The sequence below is a fragment of the Streptomyces spongiae genome (assembly GCF_009377185.1).
GTDB lineage: Bacteria > Actinomycetota > Actinomycetes > Streptomycetales > Streptomycetaceae > Streptomyces > Streptomyces spongiae.
The window spans coordinates 1-17,913 of record NZ_VJZC01000166.1 but is presented as its reverse complement, the minus strand read 5'-3'; the positions used below and the strand labels follow the sequence as shown (position 1 = coordinate 17,913).

The following is a 17,913-nucleotide window of genomic DNA, read 5'->3' as shown; positions in this document are numbered from 1 at the left end:
GCCCCCGCCCGTGCCCCCGCTCGCGTCGACGCGAGCCAGGCCCCACCTGTCGACGGCCTCCAGCATGAGCGCCTGATAACGCCCCGTCCGGGCAAGGAACTTGTCCATCAGGTGCCGTTCCCCAGCGGTCGCCGTGTCGTAGCGGCCGGCCGCGTGCACCCGGGCACGTACGACAGCGTCGTCCGCGGTGAGCCACACGGCTGCCGTGCGGGGGAGCCCAAGTCCCACGACATGCGCGGGCCACAGCGCCGACCCCTCCAGGACCAGGCCCGGCTCCGTGCCGCGTCCGGTCGCGCGGGCCGTGATCAGCTCTTCGACGCGGGGCCACAGCCGTTCGTAGTGGCCGAGCACGGACGCGATCAGTTCGTCGACGGTGAGGGTGCCGTAGTGCTCGGCGACGTGGGGCGGCACCTCCCAGTCCGGCCTCCGCCAGGGGCGCCCCGGATGCCGCGCCAGACTGTCCGTGGACAGGCACTCGAAGCCGAGCCGGTCCGCCACTGCCTGGGACACGGTCGACTTCCCGACGTTCGACGTTCCCCCGATCAGCACCACGCGCACATCGCTCATACCGACGACCGTACCGACGACCGTACCGACGTCAGGAACTCCAGGCGGACACCGTCTGGCCGGAGGCGGGCGGCTCGCGCACCATGAACACGTCCACCGGATCCTCGGTCTCGAGGGTGAATCCGTGGCGTTCGTACAGACGTCGGGCCGGGCTGCCCCGTAGTACGTTCAACCGGACGGGGACGTCGTCGCGGTCGCACCGTTCCAGTAGTTCGCGCAGCACGCCCGTGCCGATACCGCCGCCCTGAAGGTGCGGGGCCAGGTAGAAGTGCTCCAGCCAGAGCGCGTCCTCGGCCCGGCGCAGTGCGACGCAGCCCGCGAATGTGCCGTTCACCTCGATGATCCAGGTGTGGGCGGGTTCGAAACCGTCCCGCAGTCGCTGCCGCACGCGCTCCTCGTCGTACCGCCCGAGCCGTTCCAGATCCGCCCGCAACACCACGGCCCGCAGCTCTGCCACTGCCGTGACGTCCGACATCGATGCGGGGCGCATCCCCCAGTCCGCCATGATCGCCACACTAGCCAGTCCCGGTCAGTGGCCGGTCAGTCCGGTCAGTGTCCGGTCAGTCCGGTCGGTGCAGTCCCGCGATGAGGAGCGCGACCAGGCGGCGTGCGTCGTAGCGGGGATCGCTGTCCGCGCCGATGCAGAGGTTCCCGACGCCGCGCATGAGCTCCAGGGCCTCGATGTCGGAGCGGATCTCGCCGGCGGCGGCCGCGGCTTCGAGCAGTTGGGCGCACACGGGCACGAGGCGGTCGAGGAAGTAGGCGTGCAGCGTCTCGAAGCCCGCGTTGTCGGACTGCAGCACGGCGGCGAGTCCGTGCTTGGTGACCAGGAAGTCGACGAAGAGGTCGATCCACTGCCCCAGCGCGGCGTAAGGAGTCGGGCCGGCCGTCAGCAGGGCCGGGCCGGCCTCGGCGCAGGCCTCCACCTGGTGCCGGTAGACGGCGATGATGAGATCCGCCCGCGTCGGGAAGTGGCGGTAGATCGTGCCCATCCCGACGCCGGCCTTGGCCGCGACGTCGCGTACCGGCGCGTCCACGCCCGAGGTGACGAAGACCGCGGCGGCCGCGTCGAGCAGGGTCTTCTCGTTGCGCCGGGCGTCCGTCCGTTTGGGCCGGGCCGCCGCGCTCCTGGCGCCCTCGCCGCTGTCGCTCACCGCGCCGCTCCTTCCACTGCCGAGGCTACGAGGATACCGAGCTTGCCGAAACGGAGCGCTGTTCCGTATCGTAAGCGGAACAGCGTTCCGTTTTATTGGTGGAGGACAGACAGTCATGCAGTACCGCACTCTGGGCCGTACCGGTGTACAGGTCAGCTCCCTCGCGCTCGGCGCGATGAACTTCGGCAGGATCGGGCGCACCACCCAGGACGAGGCCACCGCCCTCGTCGACGCCGCCCTGGAGGCCGGGGTCAACCTCATCGACACCGCCGACATGTACAGCGACGGCGAGTCGGAGGATATGGTCGGCAAAGCCATCGCCGGCCGCCGCGACGACATCGTGCTGGCCACGAAGGCGGGCATGCCCATGGGCGACGAGCGCAACCACCGGGGCAGCTCGCGCCGTTGGCTGGTCACCGAGCTGGACAACAGCCTGCGGCGCCTCGGCGTCGACCACGTCGACCTGTACCAGATCCATCGCTGGGACCCGGTCACCAGCGACGAGGAGACGCTGTCGGCCCTGACCGACCTGCGGCGCGCCGGGAAGATCCGCTACTTCGGTTCCTCGACCTTCCCCGCCTACCGCGTCGTACAGGCACAGTGGGCGGCCCGCGAGCATCACCTGGGCCGTTACGTCACCGAGCAGCCCAGCTACTCCGTTCTGCAGCGCGGGGTCGAGGCCCATGTGCTGCCCGTGACCGAGGAGTACGGGCTCGGCGTGCTGGTGTGGAGCCCGCTGGCCTCGGGCTGGCTGTCGGGCGCGGTCCGTGCGGGCCGGGACATCACCACCAGCCGCTCGGCGTTCATGCCGCAGCGCTTCGACCTCTCCGTCCCCGCCAACCGGGCCCGGCTCGACGCCGTCGAGCAGCTGGCCAAGGTCGCCGACGAGGCCGGTCTGACCATGATCCAGCTCGCGCTCGGATTCGTGACCGCGCACCCCGCCGTGACCAGCGCGCTCATCGGCCCCCGCACCCCGGACCACCTGCACGCGCAGCTCGCCGCCGCCGACACCGTGCTCTCCGCCGACGTACTCGACGCCATCGACGCCATCGTCGCCCCCGGCACCGACCTCGCGGCGCACGAGAAGTTCGACACCCCGCCCGCGCTGCTCGACCCGTCGCTGCGGCGCCGCTGACCGTCCGCGGGACAGTCCCTCCCTGCCGAAAAGGACAGTCCCTCCCTGCCGAAAGGACCACCAGCTCCATGCCCCACACACCCCGACCTCGTTTCGGGATCATGACCGCCCCCATGCAGGTCGACTACCACGACGTCCTGCGGGTCTGGCGCGAGGCGGACACGATCCCCGAGATCGAGCACGCGTGGCTGTTCGATCACCTCATGCCGATCGGAGGCGACCCGGACGGGCCGGCCTTCGAAGGCTGGACGCTGCTCTCGGCACTCGCCGCCCAGACCCGACGACTGCGGCTCGGCGTGATGGTGACCAGCAACCGGTTCCGGCCGCCCGCGATGCTGGCCAAGATCGCCACGACCGTCGACATCGTCTCCGGCGGACGGCTCGACCTCGGCATCGGCGTCGGCTCACGGCCTCACCCTCCCGCGGCCCACCGTGAGTACGCCGCCCACGGCCTGCCCTTCCACGACACAGCCCAGGCCGTCGGGAGCCTCGCCGAAGCCTGCACGGTGATCCGGCGGTTGTGGACCGAGGACAAACCGTTCGACTTCCACGGCACCCACCACCAGCTCACCGGCGCCTTCGGCAACCCCAAGCCCGTCCAGCGCCCCCACCCGCCGATCCTCATCGGCGGACGCTCGTCCGCGACCCTGCGTATCGTCGCCGAGCACGCCGACCTCTGGAACATCCCGGGCGGCGACATCGACGACGTCGTCCGCCGCAGCGCCCTGCTGGACCGCTACTGCACCGAGATCGGCCGCGACCCCGCCGCCATCACCCGCTCCATCCACCTGTCCGTCTCCTCCGACCGCCCCAGCACCACCCGGAACGCGATCGCCGAAGCACTCGACGCCGGCTTCCCCCACATCGTCCTCGGACTGCCGGCGCCCTACCCGACCGAGGTCGCACGCTGGGTGGCCGATGAGCTCATCAACGGTGGTCACCCGCGCCGGTGACGTCCCCCGGCCTGACGGTGAAGCAACTGGCCCGGTGGGCGACCAAGTTGCGGGACGTCCAGGGAGTGTTTCCATGGAAGTAGCTGTCGGCGCCCGTGGGCCTCCGTCCCGAGATCCTCTCTCGGAAGGAGAACGCACGATGACGAGGGTCGTCCGTCAGCCGCCGGGCAAGGCACGGCCGCGCAACGCGCCGATGGCGACGCTGCATCTCAAACGGGCGGGGAAGCGTGGCACAAGTGCCCTCGTCGGCCGTTGGCATTGTCTGACGATCCGCCTGGAGGCCCGCCGCGGCACCACCCGTCCCAAGAAGTGGCGCAGATGGATCTCCTACGCCAACCTCATCAGGATCGTCTGGGCGGTTGCCGTGCTGGCGCTTCTCGCATGGTGCGGGGAGGGCCTGTACATCCTGATCTCGGGCGAGTCGACCGGCTTCGAGGACCTCCAGAAGAACGGGGGGTTCGACGCCTTCCTCCGTGTCGCCGGCCCGGTCCTCACCGCGTCGATCGCCGCCACGGCCTTTCTGTTCTGGTGGTACGGCTGGACCAAGCGGCGTTACCTCGCCAAGGCACGCAGGAATCCCCATGGACTGGTGCTCACCGCCGGGCCGGACAGCGCCGACATCGTGGGCCGTGACGAGGTCGCCCAGGTCATCGCCCAGCGGCTGCGGGAGCGTGACACCCGCAGGCCCTATCTGCTCGTCGGCGGCGTCGGAGTGGGGAAGACCGCCGTCCTGGTGCGGCTCACCGAACTGCTGGCCCGGCAGCACGCGGTACCTGTGCCCGTCCGACTGCGGGACGCGGCCGACGCGACCGACCTGAACTTCGAGCACCTGGCCAGGCGGCGCTTCGCCGAGGAGTCACCCCAGGGCGTCCTGGCGCGCGGCAAGAACGAACGGGTCTGGCAGCAACTCCTCGCCGACGACAAGCCGGTCGTCCTCGCGGACGGACTGGAAGAGGCTCTCCTGGACGAGAGGGTCCAGCAGAACCGGGACAACATCATCCGCCGCGCCATCGAGCGCGCCCACGAGGAGAAGCTGCCCCTGGTCATCGCCTCCCGGCCGCACAGTCCCCTGGAGAGCACTCCCGCTGCGATCGTGGAGCTGGAACCGCTGAGCGAGGAGGAGGCGTTGTGCTTCGTCGAGGCGCGCGTACCGGAGACGGACGAGCGTCGCGTGGACTGGGTCGTGGAGACGGCGGAAGTGACCGAATCGCCCATCTACCTCCAGGTCGCCCGCGAACTGCACCGCCACGGCGCCCTGGAGCGCGACCGTCCGCGCGACGACCCACAGGACCTGGACACACGCAGCGGGGACCGCAGCACCCTTCGGTTGTGGCTGCTGGAGACATGGGACCACGCCCTGTGCGAGGGCCGACTGCGCGAGAACGTGGCGCTGACACCGCAGGAGCGCCTCAACACCCTCGAAGTGGTGTCGGCCTTGGGGTGCATCGGACTCCTCCAGGACACACTGGAGGTCGACTTCGCCGAGCTGCTCGGCAACGACGTCCACCCCGGTCCGGCGCGGCGTGCGAGAGCCCAGGCGGAGCGCGGGTGGATGAGGCTGCGCGGCTTCGACCAGTACGGCAAGCGCGAGAACGTCTTCTCCGAGTGGCATCGGCAACGGGTCTGGGACACGCTCTGCGACCGGCTCAGCGTGGAGGAGCGCAGGCGGCTGCGGGAGGGGAACAGGGACCAGTGCCATGCCGTGCTTGCCCGTTTCGCGGGCAACGCGGACAAGCTCGAGCTGGTGGAGGGCTACGAGAGGAAGGTCCGTTTCCCGCACAGCGTCATTCAGGCCTACTTCGGCTTCCGGATGCTGAACCACCTGGGGGAACGGAGCGCCGGTGATCTGATCGACCAGGCGCTGCGGCCACCTGGTCCAAGCCGCGAGCTGCTGATCGCCCTGGTGGCGCTGTCCCGCCGGCGGGCGGCAAGGGTCGCTGCCGAGGGCGGCAGTGTCCAGTCCGAGATGAGGAAGGCGGCGAAAGAGGTATTGCGGCAGGCGCCCCTGAGCGGGCGCACGCTGGCCCAGCGACTCTGCGACGCCGCGGAGCGCCGCACGGACGACCCGAAGACCCTCGACCTCTACGCGGCGGCCCTGGAGGCAGAAAGCGCAGAGGACAAGCCGAGACTGCTGGGAGACATCGTCGGCGGGGTTCACGACCGGTGGCCCGGCATCAAGGGGGACCGGCGCACCCTCGAGGACGCGAAAGTGAGGCTGCTGAAGCAACTCGGTGCCGCGCTCAGAGCTGCCTCCGACAAGATGGACACCACCCCGCTGTACGTGCAGCTCTTCAAGATCGGCATCTCGGAGTCCGACTACTCCATACGCCTGGCCGCCGCTCAGGAGTTCGGCGGCGGTGGGAACGCGGCGTTCGCCGTGATCCGCGAGTGGGTCGGCCCGAACAGTGACCCCATAGAGGAGTACAGCGCGAAGGTCGCCCGCCTGAAAGCCCAAAGGAGGCAGGAGGACCAGGCGTGGACCGCGAAAATGAGGCGAGTGCGGGCTGCCGGCGTGTCCTCACGGGCCGCGCTGTCCGAAGACATCAAGCAACTCCAGAACGACCGGCGGTGCACCAATCAGCGGTACCGAAGCGAACGGGTCGGCCTGCTCCGGGAGTTCGTGATGCGGGCCTGGATGCTCCCCATGCTCCTCGGCTCCGTCGACGACGCACACCGTGACGAGGCCCGAGAACGCCTCACCACGTGGCTGCGCCACCTCGACCCGAAGGCCGATGACGGCACCCCCGACCTGCCGCTCGCGATCGAGGTCGCGCTGGCCCAGGGTTTCAAGTTCGCGGCCAACCGGCGCAAACGCCACCCCCACACGTATCCGGGCGGTCGCGTCGACCTGGTCCGGCATGCGGAGACGGTGCTGCAGCAGTCCCGGTGCTGGTACGCGCAGATCAACTTGCTCCAGGCGCTGTGCCTGTGGGAGCTGCCGGACAGGCTGGGATCCTTCGGCCAGGACGGCGACACCGAGCCAGGACCGGACCACGACGGTGACGTGTCGCGCGAGCGGGCCACGGTGATCGGTGGAGCGTCCGCCGTGCAAACCGTGAAGCGCTGGCTGTCGATGGCGGGCACGGTGAACGGACCACCTGGCCAGGGTGGTGTCAGCGGGAACTCGACCCGGCGGCTCCTGCATCCCTTCGTGGCCGAGGCGGGGGACCTGGTGGCCCTCGCGCTGGAGACCGGGCAGCCCGAGCGCTTCCTCTGGATCGATGAGAAGGGTGTTGCCGACAACATCGGCTCCCGTACCGCCAACTCCGCGGCATACCGCAAGCACAACCTGTGGATCCCGCCCTCGGTCGGGTGGAGCACCCTTGACGGGCGAGCGCAGAATCTCGTCGCCGACATGCTGGTCATGCTGAACCTCATCGAACGCGACGGGCATCCCGACGAGGTCGAGGAGCGCCTTGCCCGGGTGGAGCAGCCAGGCATACAGCTACCACCGTGTATCCGTACGGACCGTGAGCCGCTGCGACCCGGCCTGCAGGCCGGTACCTCGGTCCCACCCGCACCAGGTACCGCTTGTCTGCCTGACTGCGAGTTCCAGCTCTGCCCGTACCCGCCCCGTGGCTGTGTACCCCGGGGAGAGATCCGCGAGCCGTTCTGCCGCCAGCAACAGGCCCTGTTGCCCGGACGTATCCGCCGCTGTCTCCCGAGACTCCTGCGCAGAAAGACCCCTCACTGGGTCGGCATGCGCGTCCGGGAACTGGATCACTTCTGGGACGCGATGGCCAAACGCACCCGCGTCTAGCCAGCGCTTGAGCGCTCCGCTGGGGCCGCTCAGCGCTTGAGCGCCCGGTACCGCTTCATCAGTGCCGTGATCTTCTTCTGGTCCGCCGCGCCGTTCAGCTCGGTGAGGAGGTCGTCCGGGCAGAGCTCGTAGTGGTCGCCCCACCAGCCGTTTCGGCGGTTGTCCCAGATGCGGTAGCCACCGGGGACGCCCCGGGCCACGTATCGGCGTTTGCTCACGGTCCTCCCCAAGGCCATGGTCATTCGTCGGGTGGGGGTTTGAGTGCCTCCTCTTCCAGGAGGCGTTCCGCGATGTCGTCGGCCCAGGACTGGGCCCACTGGCGGAGGGCCATGATGGCCTGTTCGTCGAGGCCGGAGCCACTGAATTCCCTGTCGGCGACCCACTCGATGCCCTCCAGACGGGACTGGAGGTCGGTGAGGTCGAAGGCGTCGAGGGCGTGGCGGCGGCCGAGTTCCTCCAGTTCGGCCAGGCTCCAGCGGTCCGCGGCGGCGTGGACGGCGACGAGGTCGCGGGCGAGGCCGCGGTCGGTCAGGGCCCGGACCTTCGTACCGACGACGTCTTCGAGGGAGAGCGTCGGGCCGAGGGCGGTCTCGACCGTTGGGCGCCAGAGGGTCTCCTTGAGGATGTCGAGCGTGTGGTCGTCGTCCGTGGCGGGGTCGGTGAGGTGAAGGCGGGTGGCGAGTGGGGTTGTCTGTACGGTGCGGGCGTGTCGGCCGCGCTCCTCCATGCCTGCCTGGACGGTGGCCGCGATCGTCGCCATGGGGTCGGGACTCTCCGTGGCCACCTCCAGCGATCCCCGGACCGTCCCGGCGACCAGACCGTGTGCCAGGGCCGCGTAGTCACCGGCGACCGCGAGGTCGTACGGAGCGCCGATGGTGAGGACCTCGGTCAGCAGGCGCAACAGCGGGCCGTGCGGGTCGTGCGGGTCGTGTGGGTCGGTGTCCGTGTCGTCGTCGCCGTTCACGTGGTGGCTCGTGTGGCGGCTCGTGTGGGGGGAGTGGCCATGCCCTGATTATCAGGGGACGGGCCGGCAAAGAGGTGGTGGCGTCACGCGGCAGGTCGTCGGAGGACGACCGTGCGCATGCCGGAGCCGGAGCCGGAGCCGGGACCGGAACCGGGCTCTTCCCGCACCACGTCCAGCCCCGCCGTACGACACTGCTCCAGCACCCAGGCATGGGCGAGCCGCAGTTTGCGGTAGCTACGGGCGTGCAGGGTCCAGGCGCCGTCGGGGGCGGACCGGGTGTGGATCAGGTCGTGCACGACGACCGTGTAGTCGTCGTAGTCGTCCGGGTACTCCAGGAAGCAGGTCATGATCCGGTCCTCGGCGGCGCGGACCGGCAGGAAGCGGTTGGTGCCGGTGAGCGGGACGGTCAGGTCGCGGTAGGAGAGGACGGCCGTTCCGTCGGGTGCGAGCGCGTCGGCGATGTCGTTCAGCAGGGCGGCCACGTCTCCCCTGGTCGGGAGGTGCGTGAGCGTGTCGCCCAGACAGACGACCGCGTCCGCCGAGCCGGGGCGGACCAGATCCCGCAGAGCGGTGCGCAGGTCGGACCGTACGGGGCGGATCGCCGGTACGCCGACGGCGTGCGCCGACAGCTCGTCCAGCAGCGACTGGCTCAGGTCGACCGCGAGGACCAGGTCGTAACCCAGGCCGGACAGGGCCAGGCTCGTGTGCCCGGGGCCGCAGCCCAGGTCCACGGCCAGCGATCCGGCGGGGGGCTCGGGGACCGCGGGAACCACACCCCAGTCCGACAACTGCGTGCGCTGGGCCGAGGCCAGCGCGTCGACGTCGCCGCCCAGCATCCAGGTGTAGTGCTCCGCGAGGAACCCGTCGTAGTGGTCGGCGGCAGCGGTCGTCATGGGGAGGGTTCCCTTCCATCCGGCGGATGGCGAGAAATGTAGGGCGAGATGCGGGGCTGTGGGGAAACAGCCGAACCCAATTCGGTACGCCGTCCAGAATGGCGGCCATGGACGACATTGATTCGGCGATCCTCGGTCATCTCCAGCGCGATGGACGGCTCACCAACCGGGAGTTGGCCCGCCTCGTCGGCATCGCGCCCTCCACCTGCCTGGAACGGGTCCGGGCCCTGAGGGCGCGCGGTGTGATCACCGGGTATCACGCGGCCGTGCAGCCGCGCATGCTGGGCCGCTCGCTCCAGGCGCTGGTCTTCGCGCGGCTGCGTCCGCTGAGCCGGGAGGTGATCTCCGGCTTCGAGGCGTATCTGGCCCAACTGCCCGAGGTGGTCTCCGTCTTCGTGGTCTCCGGCGACGACGACTTCATCGTGCACGTGGCCGTGGCGGACATAGAGCGGCTTCACGCCTTCCTCATGGACCAGGTCAGCGCCCGCCGCGAGGTGGTCAGTTTCCGCAGCTCCGTCATCTACCAGCAGACCAGTACGCGCGTGATGACGCCCGTCGACGAGCACCGATGGTCGACTACGGGTTGAATGTCCTGTATGAGGTCCTGCATGAGGTCCTGTATGAGGAATTCGGCATGCCGGTAGCGAACGCCGAGGTGGAGGTGCTGATCGTCGGTGGCGGGCCGGTCGGACTGACCGCCAGAGCGCTCCTGGAACGCTGGGGCGTGCGGGTGTTACTGGTCGAGAAGCACGGCGAACTGTCCCCCTTTCCACGCTCCCGGCTGGTCAACGTGCGCTCGATGGAGATCTTTCGCCGGCTCGGGCTCACCGCCGGGATCACCGCCATGGCGTTCGCACCGGAGTACGGCCGTATCCGCTTCCGGGACACCCTGTACGACCGCGACTTCGCCACGGCGGCGATGGTCGGGATCAACGCGCCGGTGCCCGAGAGCCCCGTGACCGGCGTGGTCACCTCACAGGACCGGCTGGAACCCACCCTGCTCGCCGCGGCGGACGCGCCCGTGCGGTTCGGGGTCGAACTCGTCGACCTGGCCGAAGAGGCCGAAGAGGCCGAAGAGGCCGAGGGGGCTGAGGGGGTCGTGGCCCTGCTCCTCGACCACCACAGCGGTGCGGAGACCCGCGTCCGGGCCCGTTACGTACTCGCCGCCGACGGCGCGAACTCGACCATCCGGCAACGGCTGGGAATCGGCACCACGGGCCCCGGGGCGGTGGGGCGTGTCACCACCGTCGTGTTCGACGCCGACCTCGACCACTGGCGTGACCGGCATCCCGCCGGGGTCTACTTCACCACGCACGGATACTTCCTCCCGCTGTACCCCGAAGGAGGCTGGGCCTGGATCGTTCCCACGCCGGAAGACGTCGCGGGCACCGACTGGTCCGGCCTGGTCTCGCGCGCGCTCGGCTCCGGTGCGGACGTACGAGCCGATGTACGAGCTGACGTACGAGTCGACGTACTGCGCGTCGAGCACTGGGTGGTGAACGCGTTCGTCGCCGAGCGGTTCCGTCAGGGCCCGGTCCTGCTGGCCGGTGATGCCGCGCACGCGATCCCGCCCGCCGGCGGCATGGGCATGAACCTCGGCGTCGCCGACGTGCACAACCTCTGCTGGAAACTGGCGGGAGTTCTCCGCGGGTGGGCCGGACCGGGCCTGCTGGAGACCTACGAGACGGAACGACGACCCGTCGCCGACCGGACGCTCCGCCAGGCAGTGGTCAACACCCACCTCATGTTCGACGTACAGAACAGGCGCCAGGAACAGCTCTCAACCGGCTCCGCAGCGCCGACCGAGGTCGAACGCCCCTGGTCGGACCGGTACTTCGCCCAACTCGGTCTCGTCCTCGGCGTCACCTACCGCTCCGCCGCGGTCCTCACCGACCACAGCACGCCACCCGAGCCGTCCGATGAGCCGTCCGACGAGCCGTCCGACACCGGCACGGACTACGTCCCCACCGCACTGCCGGGCCACCGCATGCCACACCTCTGGCTCACCCGCGACCGCTCCACGCTCGACGCCATCGGCGAATGGTTCACCCTGCTCACCCCGGACCCCACCCAATGGGAACGCCCGACTACTTCGGCCTGGCCACTCCGCATCGAACCCCTTCCCCACGAACACGCCGACCTCTGCGGCCTGCGCCCACAAGGAGCTGTGCTCATCCGCCCTGACGGCCACATCGGCGCCCGCTGGCCCAACGGCCTGCCCAGCGACTCCACCCTCCGTCAGGCCCTCACCACACTCACCTGCTTCACACCCGCCACATAATCCCCGCCGTCCCTGGCAACCTTTCAGAAACCGGCGACCACAGATGAGTCGGACGCTCCCTTCACGGGAGCTCCATACGAACCACGTGTTCATCCGAACCGCGTACGTTACGTAAGGACTCATCCGTGGCCTCTGCCTCTCACCGCCGGTCCCTCCGCAAGCGCCGCACCCTCGTCGTCACGGCGGCCGTCGCCGCCGCGGGCGCCGGTGCCGGTGTCTTCGTGATGAACGCGAACGCGGCCCCGGCCGACCTCTACCACCAGGTGCTGCCCGCCAAGGACGGCTGGGCGGCCTCGGGCTCCGGCACGACCGGCGGCACCAAGGCCGACTCCGCGCACACCTTCACGGTCAGCACCCGCGCGCAGCTCGTGAAGGCGCTGGGCTCCGCCTCCGACACCACGCCCCGGATCATCAAGGTCAAGGGCACGATCGACGCCAACACGGACGACTCGGGCAAGAAGCTGACCTGCGCCGACTACGCCTCCGGCACGGGCTACTCGCTCTCCGCCTACCTGAAGGCGTTCGACCCGGCGACCTACGGCAAGAAGGCGCCGGCGGGCACGCAGGAGAAGGCCCGCGCGGCTGCCTCGGCCAAGCAGAAGAAGAACATCGTCTTCAGGGTGCCCTCCAACACCACCATCGTGGGCGTCCCCGGCACGAAAGCCGGCATCACGGGCGGCAGCCTCCAGATCCAGGACGTGAAGAACGTCATCGTCCGCAACCTCACCTTCGCCGCCACCGAGGACTGCTTCCCGCAGTGGGACCCGACCGACGGCTCGTCCGGCGAGTGGAACTCGAACTACGACTCCGTCACCCTGCGCGGGGTGACCAACGTCTGGGCGGACCACAACACGTTCACCGACGCGCCGATCTTCGACAAGTCGCTGAAGACGTACTACGGCCGCAAGTACCAGATCCACGACGGCGCCCTCGACATCACCAACGGCTCCGACCTGGTGACCGTCGAGCGCAACCAGTTCACCAACCACGACAAGACGATGCTGATCGGCAGCAGCGACACCGACTCCACCGGCAAGCTGCGCGTCACCATTCACCACAACGTGTGGAAGGGCATCGTCCAGCGCGCCCCGCTGGCCCGCATCGGCCAGATCCACCTCTACAACAACGTCTACGACGCGACGGCCCTCAACGGCTACGAGGTGAAGTACAGCATCGACTCCCGCGCCAAGGCCCAGGTCGTCGCCGAGCGCAACGCCTGGAAGCTCCCCTCCGGCGCGAAGACCGCCAAGCTCCTGAGCGGTGACGGCACGGGCTCGGTCGCGGGCGGCGGCAACCTCGTCAACGGCACGGAGACCGACCTGGTCGCCGCGTACAACGCCGCGAACTCGTCGAAGAAGCTGAAGACGACCGTGAACTGGAAGCCGGCCCTGACGGCCGACCTCCAGACATCGGCCAAGAACCTGGTGACGGAGCTGGCGAGCACGACCGGCGCCGGGGTCCTGGACTAGCGGGGAGCCCGTCCAGGACAGCACAGAGGGGCCCGGGAAGCGTCCGGCTTCCCGGGCCCTGTGCGGTTCTGAGGATCTGCGGCTCTGAAGCTCTGAGGCTCTGATCCACTCTCAGTCTTCGGTGGGCTGCTGGAGCATGGCCAGGGTCAGGACGTTGCCGCCGATGCCCCAACCGCCGTCGACGACCTCCTCGACCAGGACCATGGTGTTGGCCCGGGCGCGTTCGCCGTAGATCTCGACGTACAACTCGGTGGTACGGGTGACGATCGTCTCCTTCTGCTTCTCGTCGAGGCTTCCGGCAGGGACCTTGAAGTTCGCGAAGGGCATGGCGGTTCTCTTTCGTTCGTGGCTCGTCGCTCCAGAGTGGTTCGGTGGGCCCGCTCCAGCCAGGGCTGTCCCCACCCTGGGGTTGCCGTCCCCTGGCTCGCGTCCGCCGGTGCGCGCGACGATGGGAGACGTGAACCATTCCGCACTCGCCGCGTTCCTGAAGTCCCGGCGCGACCGGATCCGCCCGTCCGACGTCGGCCTGCCCACCGGCCCGCGGCGCCGGGTACCCGGTCTGCGACGCGAGGAGGTCGCCCACCTGGCCGGGTTGTCCGCCGACTACTACACCGAGCTGGAACGCGGACGCGGCGCCCAGCCCTCGGCCCAGGTCCTGGCCGCGCTGGCCCGCGCACTGCGGTTGAACGGCGACGAACGCGACCATCTGTTCCACCTCGCGGACCGGCCCGTCCCTCCGGCGGCGCACGGCCCGACCGCGCATGTCCAGCCCGGCCTGCTCGGCCTGCTGGACCAGCTCACCACCACCCCTGCCCAGGTCATCACCGACCTGCACGAAACCCTCGTCCAGAACCCGCCGGCCGTCGCACTCCTCGGCCGGCCCCCGGCGTCACGCGGCCCCCGGGCGAGCTTCGTCCACCGCTGGTTCACCGATCCCGAGGCCCGGACCATCTATCCGCCCGAGGACCACCCCCACCACTCCCGGGTCTTCGTCGCCGACCTCCAGGCAGTCGCCGCCCGGCGCGGCAGCGACTCCGAGGTGAGCCGGATGGTGACCGCGCTGCGCGCACGCAGCCCGGAGTTCGCCACCCTCTGGGACACCCACGACGTCGCCCTGCGGCGAACCGACCACAAACGCATCGTCCACCCCGCCCTGGGCGTCATCGAACTGGACTGCCACAGCCTCTTCAGCGAGGACGGACGCCAGCGCCTCCTGTGGTTCAGCGCCCCACCGGGCACCGAGGGCGCGACCCAGCTGAGCCTGCTCTCCGTCATCGGCACCCAGGACATGACACCCTCGACGCCCGCGTGAAGGCCGTGCGGGGAACCGGCCATCGTGTGGCTTCGAGTCCCTTGTCGGGATGTCGGTGCTCCGCGAGAAGTGATGAGCCCGAGGCTGTCACACTCTCGCGGCGCGCCGCGTCAGGGAGTTGGCGGGCACGCCGCCGTACGGCTTCATCAGATGGAGGGCTCTCTCATTCAGACCGCCTACGTCGTCGTCACCGTCCTCGCCGCCTTGATGGCCGGCTTCTCCGGGACCGTCCTGCTCCTGCGTGCTCAGTGGATCGTGCTGGCGCTCAATGACTACGGGGTGCCCCGGTCGTGGTGGACCTGGCTCGGGCTGGCGAAGGCCGTGGGGGCCGTGGGACTGCTGGTCGGGCTGTTCGTGCCGGTGGTCGGGGTGCCGGCGGGGGTCGGGCTGGTGCTCTACTTCCTCGGGGCCGCCGTGACCGTGGCGCGGGCCCGGTGGTATTCGCACATCCCGTTCCCGCCGGTCTACGCCGCTCCGGTCGTCGGTGCGCTGGCTCTCGGGTACGCCGTCTGAGCGACCTACGACGGATGCTGTCGCTGCCTACCTCGCCACGAACTGCGTGAGGATCGCCTGGACCTCGTAGATGTCGACGCCCTTGGTGAAGGTCTTCTCGATCGGCTCGTGGGTGCCGGAGATCCAGATCTTGAGTTCGGCGTCGAGGTCGAAGTGGCCGGCCGTCTCGACCGCGAAGTGCGTGATGCTGCGGTAGGGGACCGAGTGGTACTCGACCTTCTTGCCGGTCAGGCCCTGCTTGTCGATCAGGATCAGGCGGCGGTCGGTGAACAGGATGGTGTCGCGGATGAGCAGGTACGCGGCATGGACCTGCTCCCCGTGACCCAGCAGGCGCTCGTAGTCCTGCTGGGCCTTTCCGTAGGGGGAGACGCGCGCGGGGGTGCGGGGGGTTGCGTACGAACGTACCGACTACTCCGCGGCCTCGCCGCCGAAGCGCTCCCTGTACGTCTCCAGGTCCTCGTCCGTGATCTTGGCGAAGAGGACGGGCGGGACCGTGAAGGGGGTGCCGGAGGGGACGGAGGTGAGGGACTTCGCTTCGTCCGCCGTCACCCACGTCGCCGTGTCGTCCTTCAGGGTGAACGCGCCGCGCATCGCCGCCGCGGACGTCGGGATGAAGGGCTCGGAGACCACCGCGTAGAGGTGGATGAGGTTCATCGCCGTGCGGAGGGTGAGGGCCGCGCCCTCGGGGTTGGTCTTGATCTCCAGCCAGGGGGCCTTCTCCTCCAGGTAGGAGTTGCCCGCCGACCACAGGGCGCGCAGCGCGGCCGCGGCCTTGCGGAACTGGATGGCCTCCATCTGGGTCTCGTACTCGGTGAGCAGGCGCGCGATCTCCTCGCCGAGCTTCGCCTCCGCCTCGCCGGGCTCGCCGCCCGCCGGGACGTCGTCGCCGAAGCGCTTGCGGGAGAAGGACAGGACGCGGTTGACGAAGTTGCCGAGGGTGTCCGCCAGGTCCTTGTTCACCGTGGCTGTGAAGTGCTCCCAGGTGAAGGACGAGTCGTCCGACTCGGGCGCATTGGCCATCATGAAGTAGCGCCAGTAGTCGGCGGGGAGGATTTCCAGGGCGTCGTGGGTGAAGACGCCTCGCTTCTGCGACGTGGAGAACTTGCCGCCGTAGTAGTTCAGCCAGTTGAAGGCCTTGATGACGTCGACCTTCTTCCACGGGGCGCGGGTGCCCAGCAGGGTCGCCGGGAACATCACGCTGTGGAACGGGACGTTGTCCTTGCCCATGAACTGCGTGTAGTGGACGTCCGTGTCCGACTCCCACCACCACGAACGCCAGTCGCGGTTTCCGGTCGGGTCCTGGTCCGCCCATTCCTTCGTCGAGCCGATGTACTCGATCGGGGCGTCGAACCAGACGTAGAAGACCTTGCCCTCGGCGGCCAGGTCCGGCCAGGTGTCCGCCGGGACCGGGACGCCCCAGTCCAGGTCACGGGTGATCGCGCGGTCGTGGAGCCCTTCCGTGAGCCACTTGCGGGCGATGGAGGAGGCGAGGATCGGCCAGTTGTCGGCGCGCTCGTCGACCCATCCCTCGACCTCGCCGGCCAGTGCCGACTGGAGGAGGAACAGGTGCTTGGTCTCGCGGACCTCCAGGTCGCTGCTGCCGCTGATCGCCGAGCGGGCGTCGATCAGGTCGGTCGGGTCCAGGACGCGCGTGCAGTTCTCGCACTGGTCGCCGCGGGCCTTGTCGTAGCCGCAGTGGGGGCAGGTGCCGATGATGTAGCGGTCCGGGAGGAAGCGGCCGTCCGTGATCGAGTACACCTGGCGGATCGCGCGCTCCTCGATGAAGCCGTTGGACTTCAGCTCGCGGGCGATCTCCTGGGTGATCTCGTGGTTCTGCGGGGACGAGCTGCGGCCGAAGTAGTCGAAGGCCAGGTTGAAGCCGTCGTAGATCGCCTTCTGCTGTTCGTGCGCCTGGGCGCAGAACTCGTCCACCGGGATGCCCTGCTCCTTGGCGGCCAGCTCGGCGGGCGTGCCGTGCTCGTCCGTGGCGCAGATGTAGAGGACGTCGTGGCCGCGCTGGCGGAGGTACCGGGAGTACACGTCCGCCGGGAGCATGGACCCCACCATGTTGCCCAGGTGCTTGATCCCGTTGATGTACGGAAGGGCGCTGGTGATGAGGTGTCGAGCCATCGGGGGATGCTCCCAGGTCGGGTTCGTGGTTCTCGTTCCTTGCGAACCTTGAAATCGTAGCCGACATGGGTGGGCCGCCCGCTTCCCGTTTTGTGGGTGGGAAGGGGCGGCCGACTCCGGGGTGCTTACGGGGTGCTCATGGGGTGCTTACGGGCGCCAGTTCGCCAGTACGCCCTCGTAGAGCTCCTGGTCGGTCAGTTCGAGCGGGGTTTCGCCGGCCAGGAAGTGGGCCGTGTTGTCCGTTTTGAGCTTGCGGAGGTAGTCGAAGGCCTTGTTCTCCGGGTCACCGAAGGCGACGAAGGAGAAGAAGACGGCGGGGTGGTTCTTCGCCGCGTCCGTGAGGGACTGGGTGGCTGGGGTCTTCGCGTCCGGGGCGCCGTCCGTCTGGAAGATCACGAGGGCGGGGTCCTTGGTGCCGGACGTCTCGTAGTGCTTGACGATCTCCTCTACGGCCACGTGGTAGCTGGTGCGGCCCATGCGGCCGAGGCCCGCGTGGAGTTCGTCGATCTTGTTCTCGTGCTCGTCGAGGGTGAGCTCGCCGGTGCCGTCGAGTTCCGTGGAGAAGAACGTGACGTGGACCTTTGCCTCGGGGTCGAGGTTCGCGGCGAGGGCGAGGGCCTGCTCGCCGAGGGCCTGGGCGGAGCCGTCCTTGTAGTACGGGCGCATGGAGGCGGAGCGGTCGAGGACGAGGTAGACCTTGGCGCGGGTGTTGGTGAGGTTGTGCTTCTTGAGGGCGGCTGCGGCGGCCTTGTAGGCGGAGGTGAGGGCGGGGGGTGTGGCTG

17 protein-coding genes and 1 pseudogene are annotated in these 17,913 nt (G+C 69.3%); 8 read left to right on the top strand and 10 right to left on the bottom strand.

Annotated elements, in window-relative coordinates; translation table 11 throughout:
• The 3 genes from FNH08_RS22465 to FNH08_RS22455 form a co-directional block, all read right to left on the bottom strand.
• Nucleotides 1-567 (bottom strand): nucleoside/nucleotide kinase family protein (locus FNH08_RS22465; protein WP_152773292.1); only part of this gene is annotated, 567 nt, incomplete at its 3' end.
• Between the two features lie 31 nt (nucleotides 568-598).
• Complete coding sequence (locus FNH08_RS22460) at nucleotides 599-1,072, bottom strand: GNAT family N-acetyltransferase (RefSeq protein ID WP_152773291.1); 474 nt, start codon at nucleotides 1,070-1,072, stop codon at nucleotides 599-601.
• Between the two features lie 55 nt (nucleotides 1,073-1,127).
• Entirely contained in the window at nucleotides 1,128-1,721 is a 594-nt protein-coding gene (locus FNH08_RS22455; protein WP_322725119.1) for a TetR/AcrR family transcriptional regulator, read from the bottom strand.
• Nucleotides 1,722-1,836: 115 nt separating this feature from the next.
• Between FNH08_RS22455 and FNH08_RS22450 the strand changes: the two genes are divergently transcribed.
• The 3 genes from FNH08_RS22450 to FNH08_RS22440 all read left to right on the top strand — a co-directional run bounded on the left by FNH08_RS22450 (nucleotide 1,837) and on the right by FNH08_RS22440 (nucleotide 7,569).
• Nucleotides 1,837-2,856, top strand: coding sequence for an aldo/keto reductase (locus FNH08_RS22450; protein WP_152773289.1), 1,020 nt, complete (start codon nucleotides 1,837-1,839; stop codon nucleotides 2,854-2,856).
• A gap of 68 nt (nucleotides 2,857-2,924) precedes the next feature.
• The gene (locus FNH08_RS22445) at nucleotides 2,925-3,809 is read left to right on the top strand and encodes an LLM class flavin-dependent oxidoreductase (RefSeq protein WP_152773288.1); all 885 of its coding nucleotides are present in this window, start codon (nucleotides 2,925-2,927) and stop codon (nucleotides 3,807-3,809) included.
• Nucleotides 3,810-3,948: 139 nt separating this feature from the next.
• The gene (locus tag FNH08_RS22440) at nucleotides 3,949-7,569 is read left to right on the top strand and encodes an NACHT domain-containing protein (RefSeq protein WP_152773287.1); all 3,621 of its coding nucleotides are present in this window, start codon (nucleotides 3,949-3,951) and stop codon (nucleotides 7,567-7,569) included.
• A 29-nt stretch (nucleotides 7,570-7,598) separates the two neighbouring features.
• On the opposite strand, the gene FNH08_RS22435 is transcribed toward FNH08_RS22440, so the two are convergent.
• The 3 genes from FNH08_RS22435 to FNH08_RS22425 all read right to left on the bottom strand — a co-directional run bounded on the left by FNH08_RS22435 (nucleotide 7,599) and on the right by FNH08_RS22425 (nucleotide 9,426).
• Nucleotides 7,599-7,787 (bottom strand): hypothetical protein, encoded by a 189-nt coding sequence (locus tag FNH08_RS22435; RefSeq protein WP_322725118.1) that lies wholly within the window; start codon nucleotides 7,785-7,787, stop codon nucleotides 7,599-7,601.
• 20 nt (nucleotides 7,788-7,807) lie between these two features.
• Nucleotides 7,808-8,473: a nucleotidyl transferase AbiEii/AbiGii toxin family protein gene (locus tag FNH08_RS22430; protein ID WP_152773294.1), complete on the bottom strand. Its 666-nt coding sequence runs from the start codon at nucleotides 8,471-8,473 to the stop codon at nucleotides 7,808-7,810.
• A 143-nt stretch (nucleotides 8,474-8,616) separates the two neighbouring features.
• On the bottom strand, nucleotides 8,617-9,426 hold the full coding sequence (locus FNH08_RS22425) for a class I SAM-dependent methyltransferase (RefSeq protein WP_152773285.1): 810 nt from the start codon (nucleotides 9,424-9,426) through the stop codon (nucleotides 8,617-8,619).
• Between the two features lie 107 nt (nucleotides 9,427-9,533).
• Between FNH08_RS22425 and FNH08_RS22420 the strand changes: the two genes are divergently transcribed.
• The 3 genes from FNH08_RS22420 to FNH08_RS22410 all read left to right on the top strand — a co-directional run bounded on the left by FNH08_RS22420 (nucleotide 9,534) and on the right by FNH08_RS22410 (nucleotide 13,176).
• Entirely contained in the window at nucleotides 9,534-10,013 is a 480-nt protein-coding gene (locus FNH08_RS22420) for an Lrp/AsnC family transcriptional regulator (protein WP_152773284.1), read from the top strand.
• A 47-nt stretch (nucleotides 10,014-10,060) separates the two neighbouring features.
• The gene (locus FNH08_RS22415; RefSeq protein ID WP_152773283.1) at nucleotides 10,061-11,707 is read left to right on the top strand and encodes an FAD-dependent monooxygenase; all 1,647 of its coding nucleotides are present in this window, start codon (nucleotides 10,061-10,063) and stop codon (nucleotides 11,705-11,707) included.
• 125 nt (nucleotides 11,708-11,832) lie between these two features.
• Nucleotides 11,833-13,176 (top strand): pectate lyase family protein, encoded by a 1,344-nt coding sequence (locus tag FNH08_RS22410; protein ID WP_322725115.1) that lies wholly within the window; start codon nucleotides 11,833-11,835, stop codon nucleotides 13,174-13,176.
• 111 nt (nucleotides 13,177-13,287) lie between these two features.
• Here the strand turns inward: FNH08_RS22410 and FNH08_RS22405 are convergent, their stop codons facing one another.
• Nucleotides 13,288-13,503, bottom strand: coding sequence for a tautomerase family protein (locus FNH08_RS22405; RefSeq protein ID WP_152773282.1), 216 nt, complete (start codon nucleotides 13,501-13,503; stop codon nucleotides 13,288-13,290).
• A 121-nt stretch (nucleotides 13,504-13,624) separates the two neighbouring features.
• On the opposite strand from FNH08_RS22405, the gene FNH08_RS22400 reads away from it, so the two are divergent.
• Together FNH08_RS22400 and FNH08_RS22395 are read left to right on the top strand one after the other, a co-directional pair.
• Nucleotides 13,625-14,488 (top strand): helix-turn-helix transcriptional regulator, encoded by an 864-nt coding sequence (locus FNH08_RS22400; protein WP_152773281.1) that lies wholly within the window; start codon nucleotides 13,625-13,627, stop codon nucleotides 14,486-14,488.
• A 150-nt stretch (nucleotides 14,489-14,638) separates the two neighbouring features.
• Complete coding sequence (locus FNH08_RS22395) at nucleotides 14,639-15,001, top strand: DoxX family protein (RefSeq protein WP_152773280.1); 363 nt, start codon at nucleotides 14,639-14,641, stop codon at nucleotides 14,999-15,001.
• A 27-nt stretch (nucleotides 15,002-15,028) separates the two neighbouring features.
• On the opposite strand, the pseudogene FNH08_RS22390 reads toward FNH08_RS22395, so the two are convergent.
• From FNH08_RS22390 to FNH08_RS22380, 3 genes and pseudogenes are all read right to left on the bottom strand, one after another.
• A pseudogene (locus tag FNH08_RS22390) lies at nucleotides 15,029-15,352 on the bottom strand (PH domain-containing protein); the annotation flags it as partial.
• A 57-nt stretch (nucleotides 15,353-15,409) separates the two neighbouring features.
• The gene (gene metG / locus FNH08_RS22385) at nucleotides 15,410-17,131 is read right to left on the bottom strand and encodes a methionine--tRNA ligase (RefSeq protein WP_152773279.1); all 1,722 of its coding nucleotides are present in this window, start codon (nucleotides 17,129-17,131) and stop codon (nucleotides 15,410-15,412) included.
• A 147-nt stretch (nucleotides 17,132-17,278) separates the two neighbouring features.
• Nucleotides 17,279-17,913 (bottom strand): VWA domain-containing protein (locus FNH08_RS22380; protein ID WP_152773278.1); only part of this gene is annotated, 635 nt, incomplete at its 5' end.

Coding starts and splice junctions, on each gene's coding strand:
- FNH08_RS22460 (WP_152773291.1), bottom strand. CDS start 1,072: ATGGCGGACTGGGGGATGCGCCCCGCATCGATGTCGGACGTCACGGCA.
- FNH08_RS22450 (WP_152773289.1), top strand. CDS start 1,837: ATGCAGTACCGCACTCTGGGCCGTACCGGTGTACAGGTCAGCTCCCTC.
- FNH08_RS22445 (WP_152773288.1), top strand. CDS start 2,925: ATGCCCCACACACCCCGACCTCGTTTCGGGATCATGACCGCCCCCATG.
- FNH08_RS22440 (WP_152773287.1), top strand. CDS start 3,949: ATGACGAGGGTCGTCCGTCAGCCGCCGGGCAAGGCACGGCCGCGCAAC.
- FNH08_RS22425 (WP_152773285.1), bottom strand. CDS start 9,426: ATGACGACCGCTGCCGCCGACCACTACGACGGGTTCCTCGCGGAGCAC.
- FNH08_RS22420 (WP_152773284.1), top strand. CDS start 9,534: ATGGACGACATTGATTCGGCGATCCTCGGTCATCTCCAGCGCGATGGA.
- FNH08_RS22415 (WP_152773283.1), top strand. CDS start 10,061: ATGCCGGTAGCGAACGCCGAGGTGGAGGTGCTGATCGTCGGTGGCGGG.
- FNH08_RS22405 (WP_152773282.1), bottom strand. CDS start 13,503: ATGCCCTTCGCGAACTTCAAGGTCCCTGCCGGAAGCCTCGACGAGAAG.
- FNH08_RS22400 (WP_152773281.1), top strand. CDS start 13,625: ATGGGAGACGTGAACCATTCCGCACTCGCCGCGTTCCTGAAGTCCCGG.
- FNH08_RS22395 (WP_152773280.1), top strand. CDS start 14,639: ATGGAGGGCTCTCTCATTCAGACCGCCTACGTCGTCGTCACCGTCCTC.
- metG (WP_152773279.1), bottom strand. CDS start 17,131: ATGGCTCGACACCTCATCACCAGCGCCCTTCCGTACATCAACGGGATC.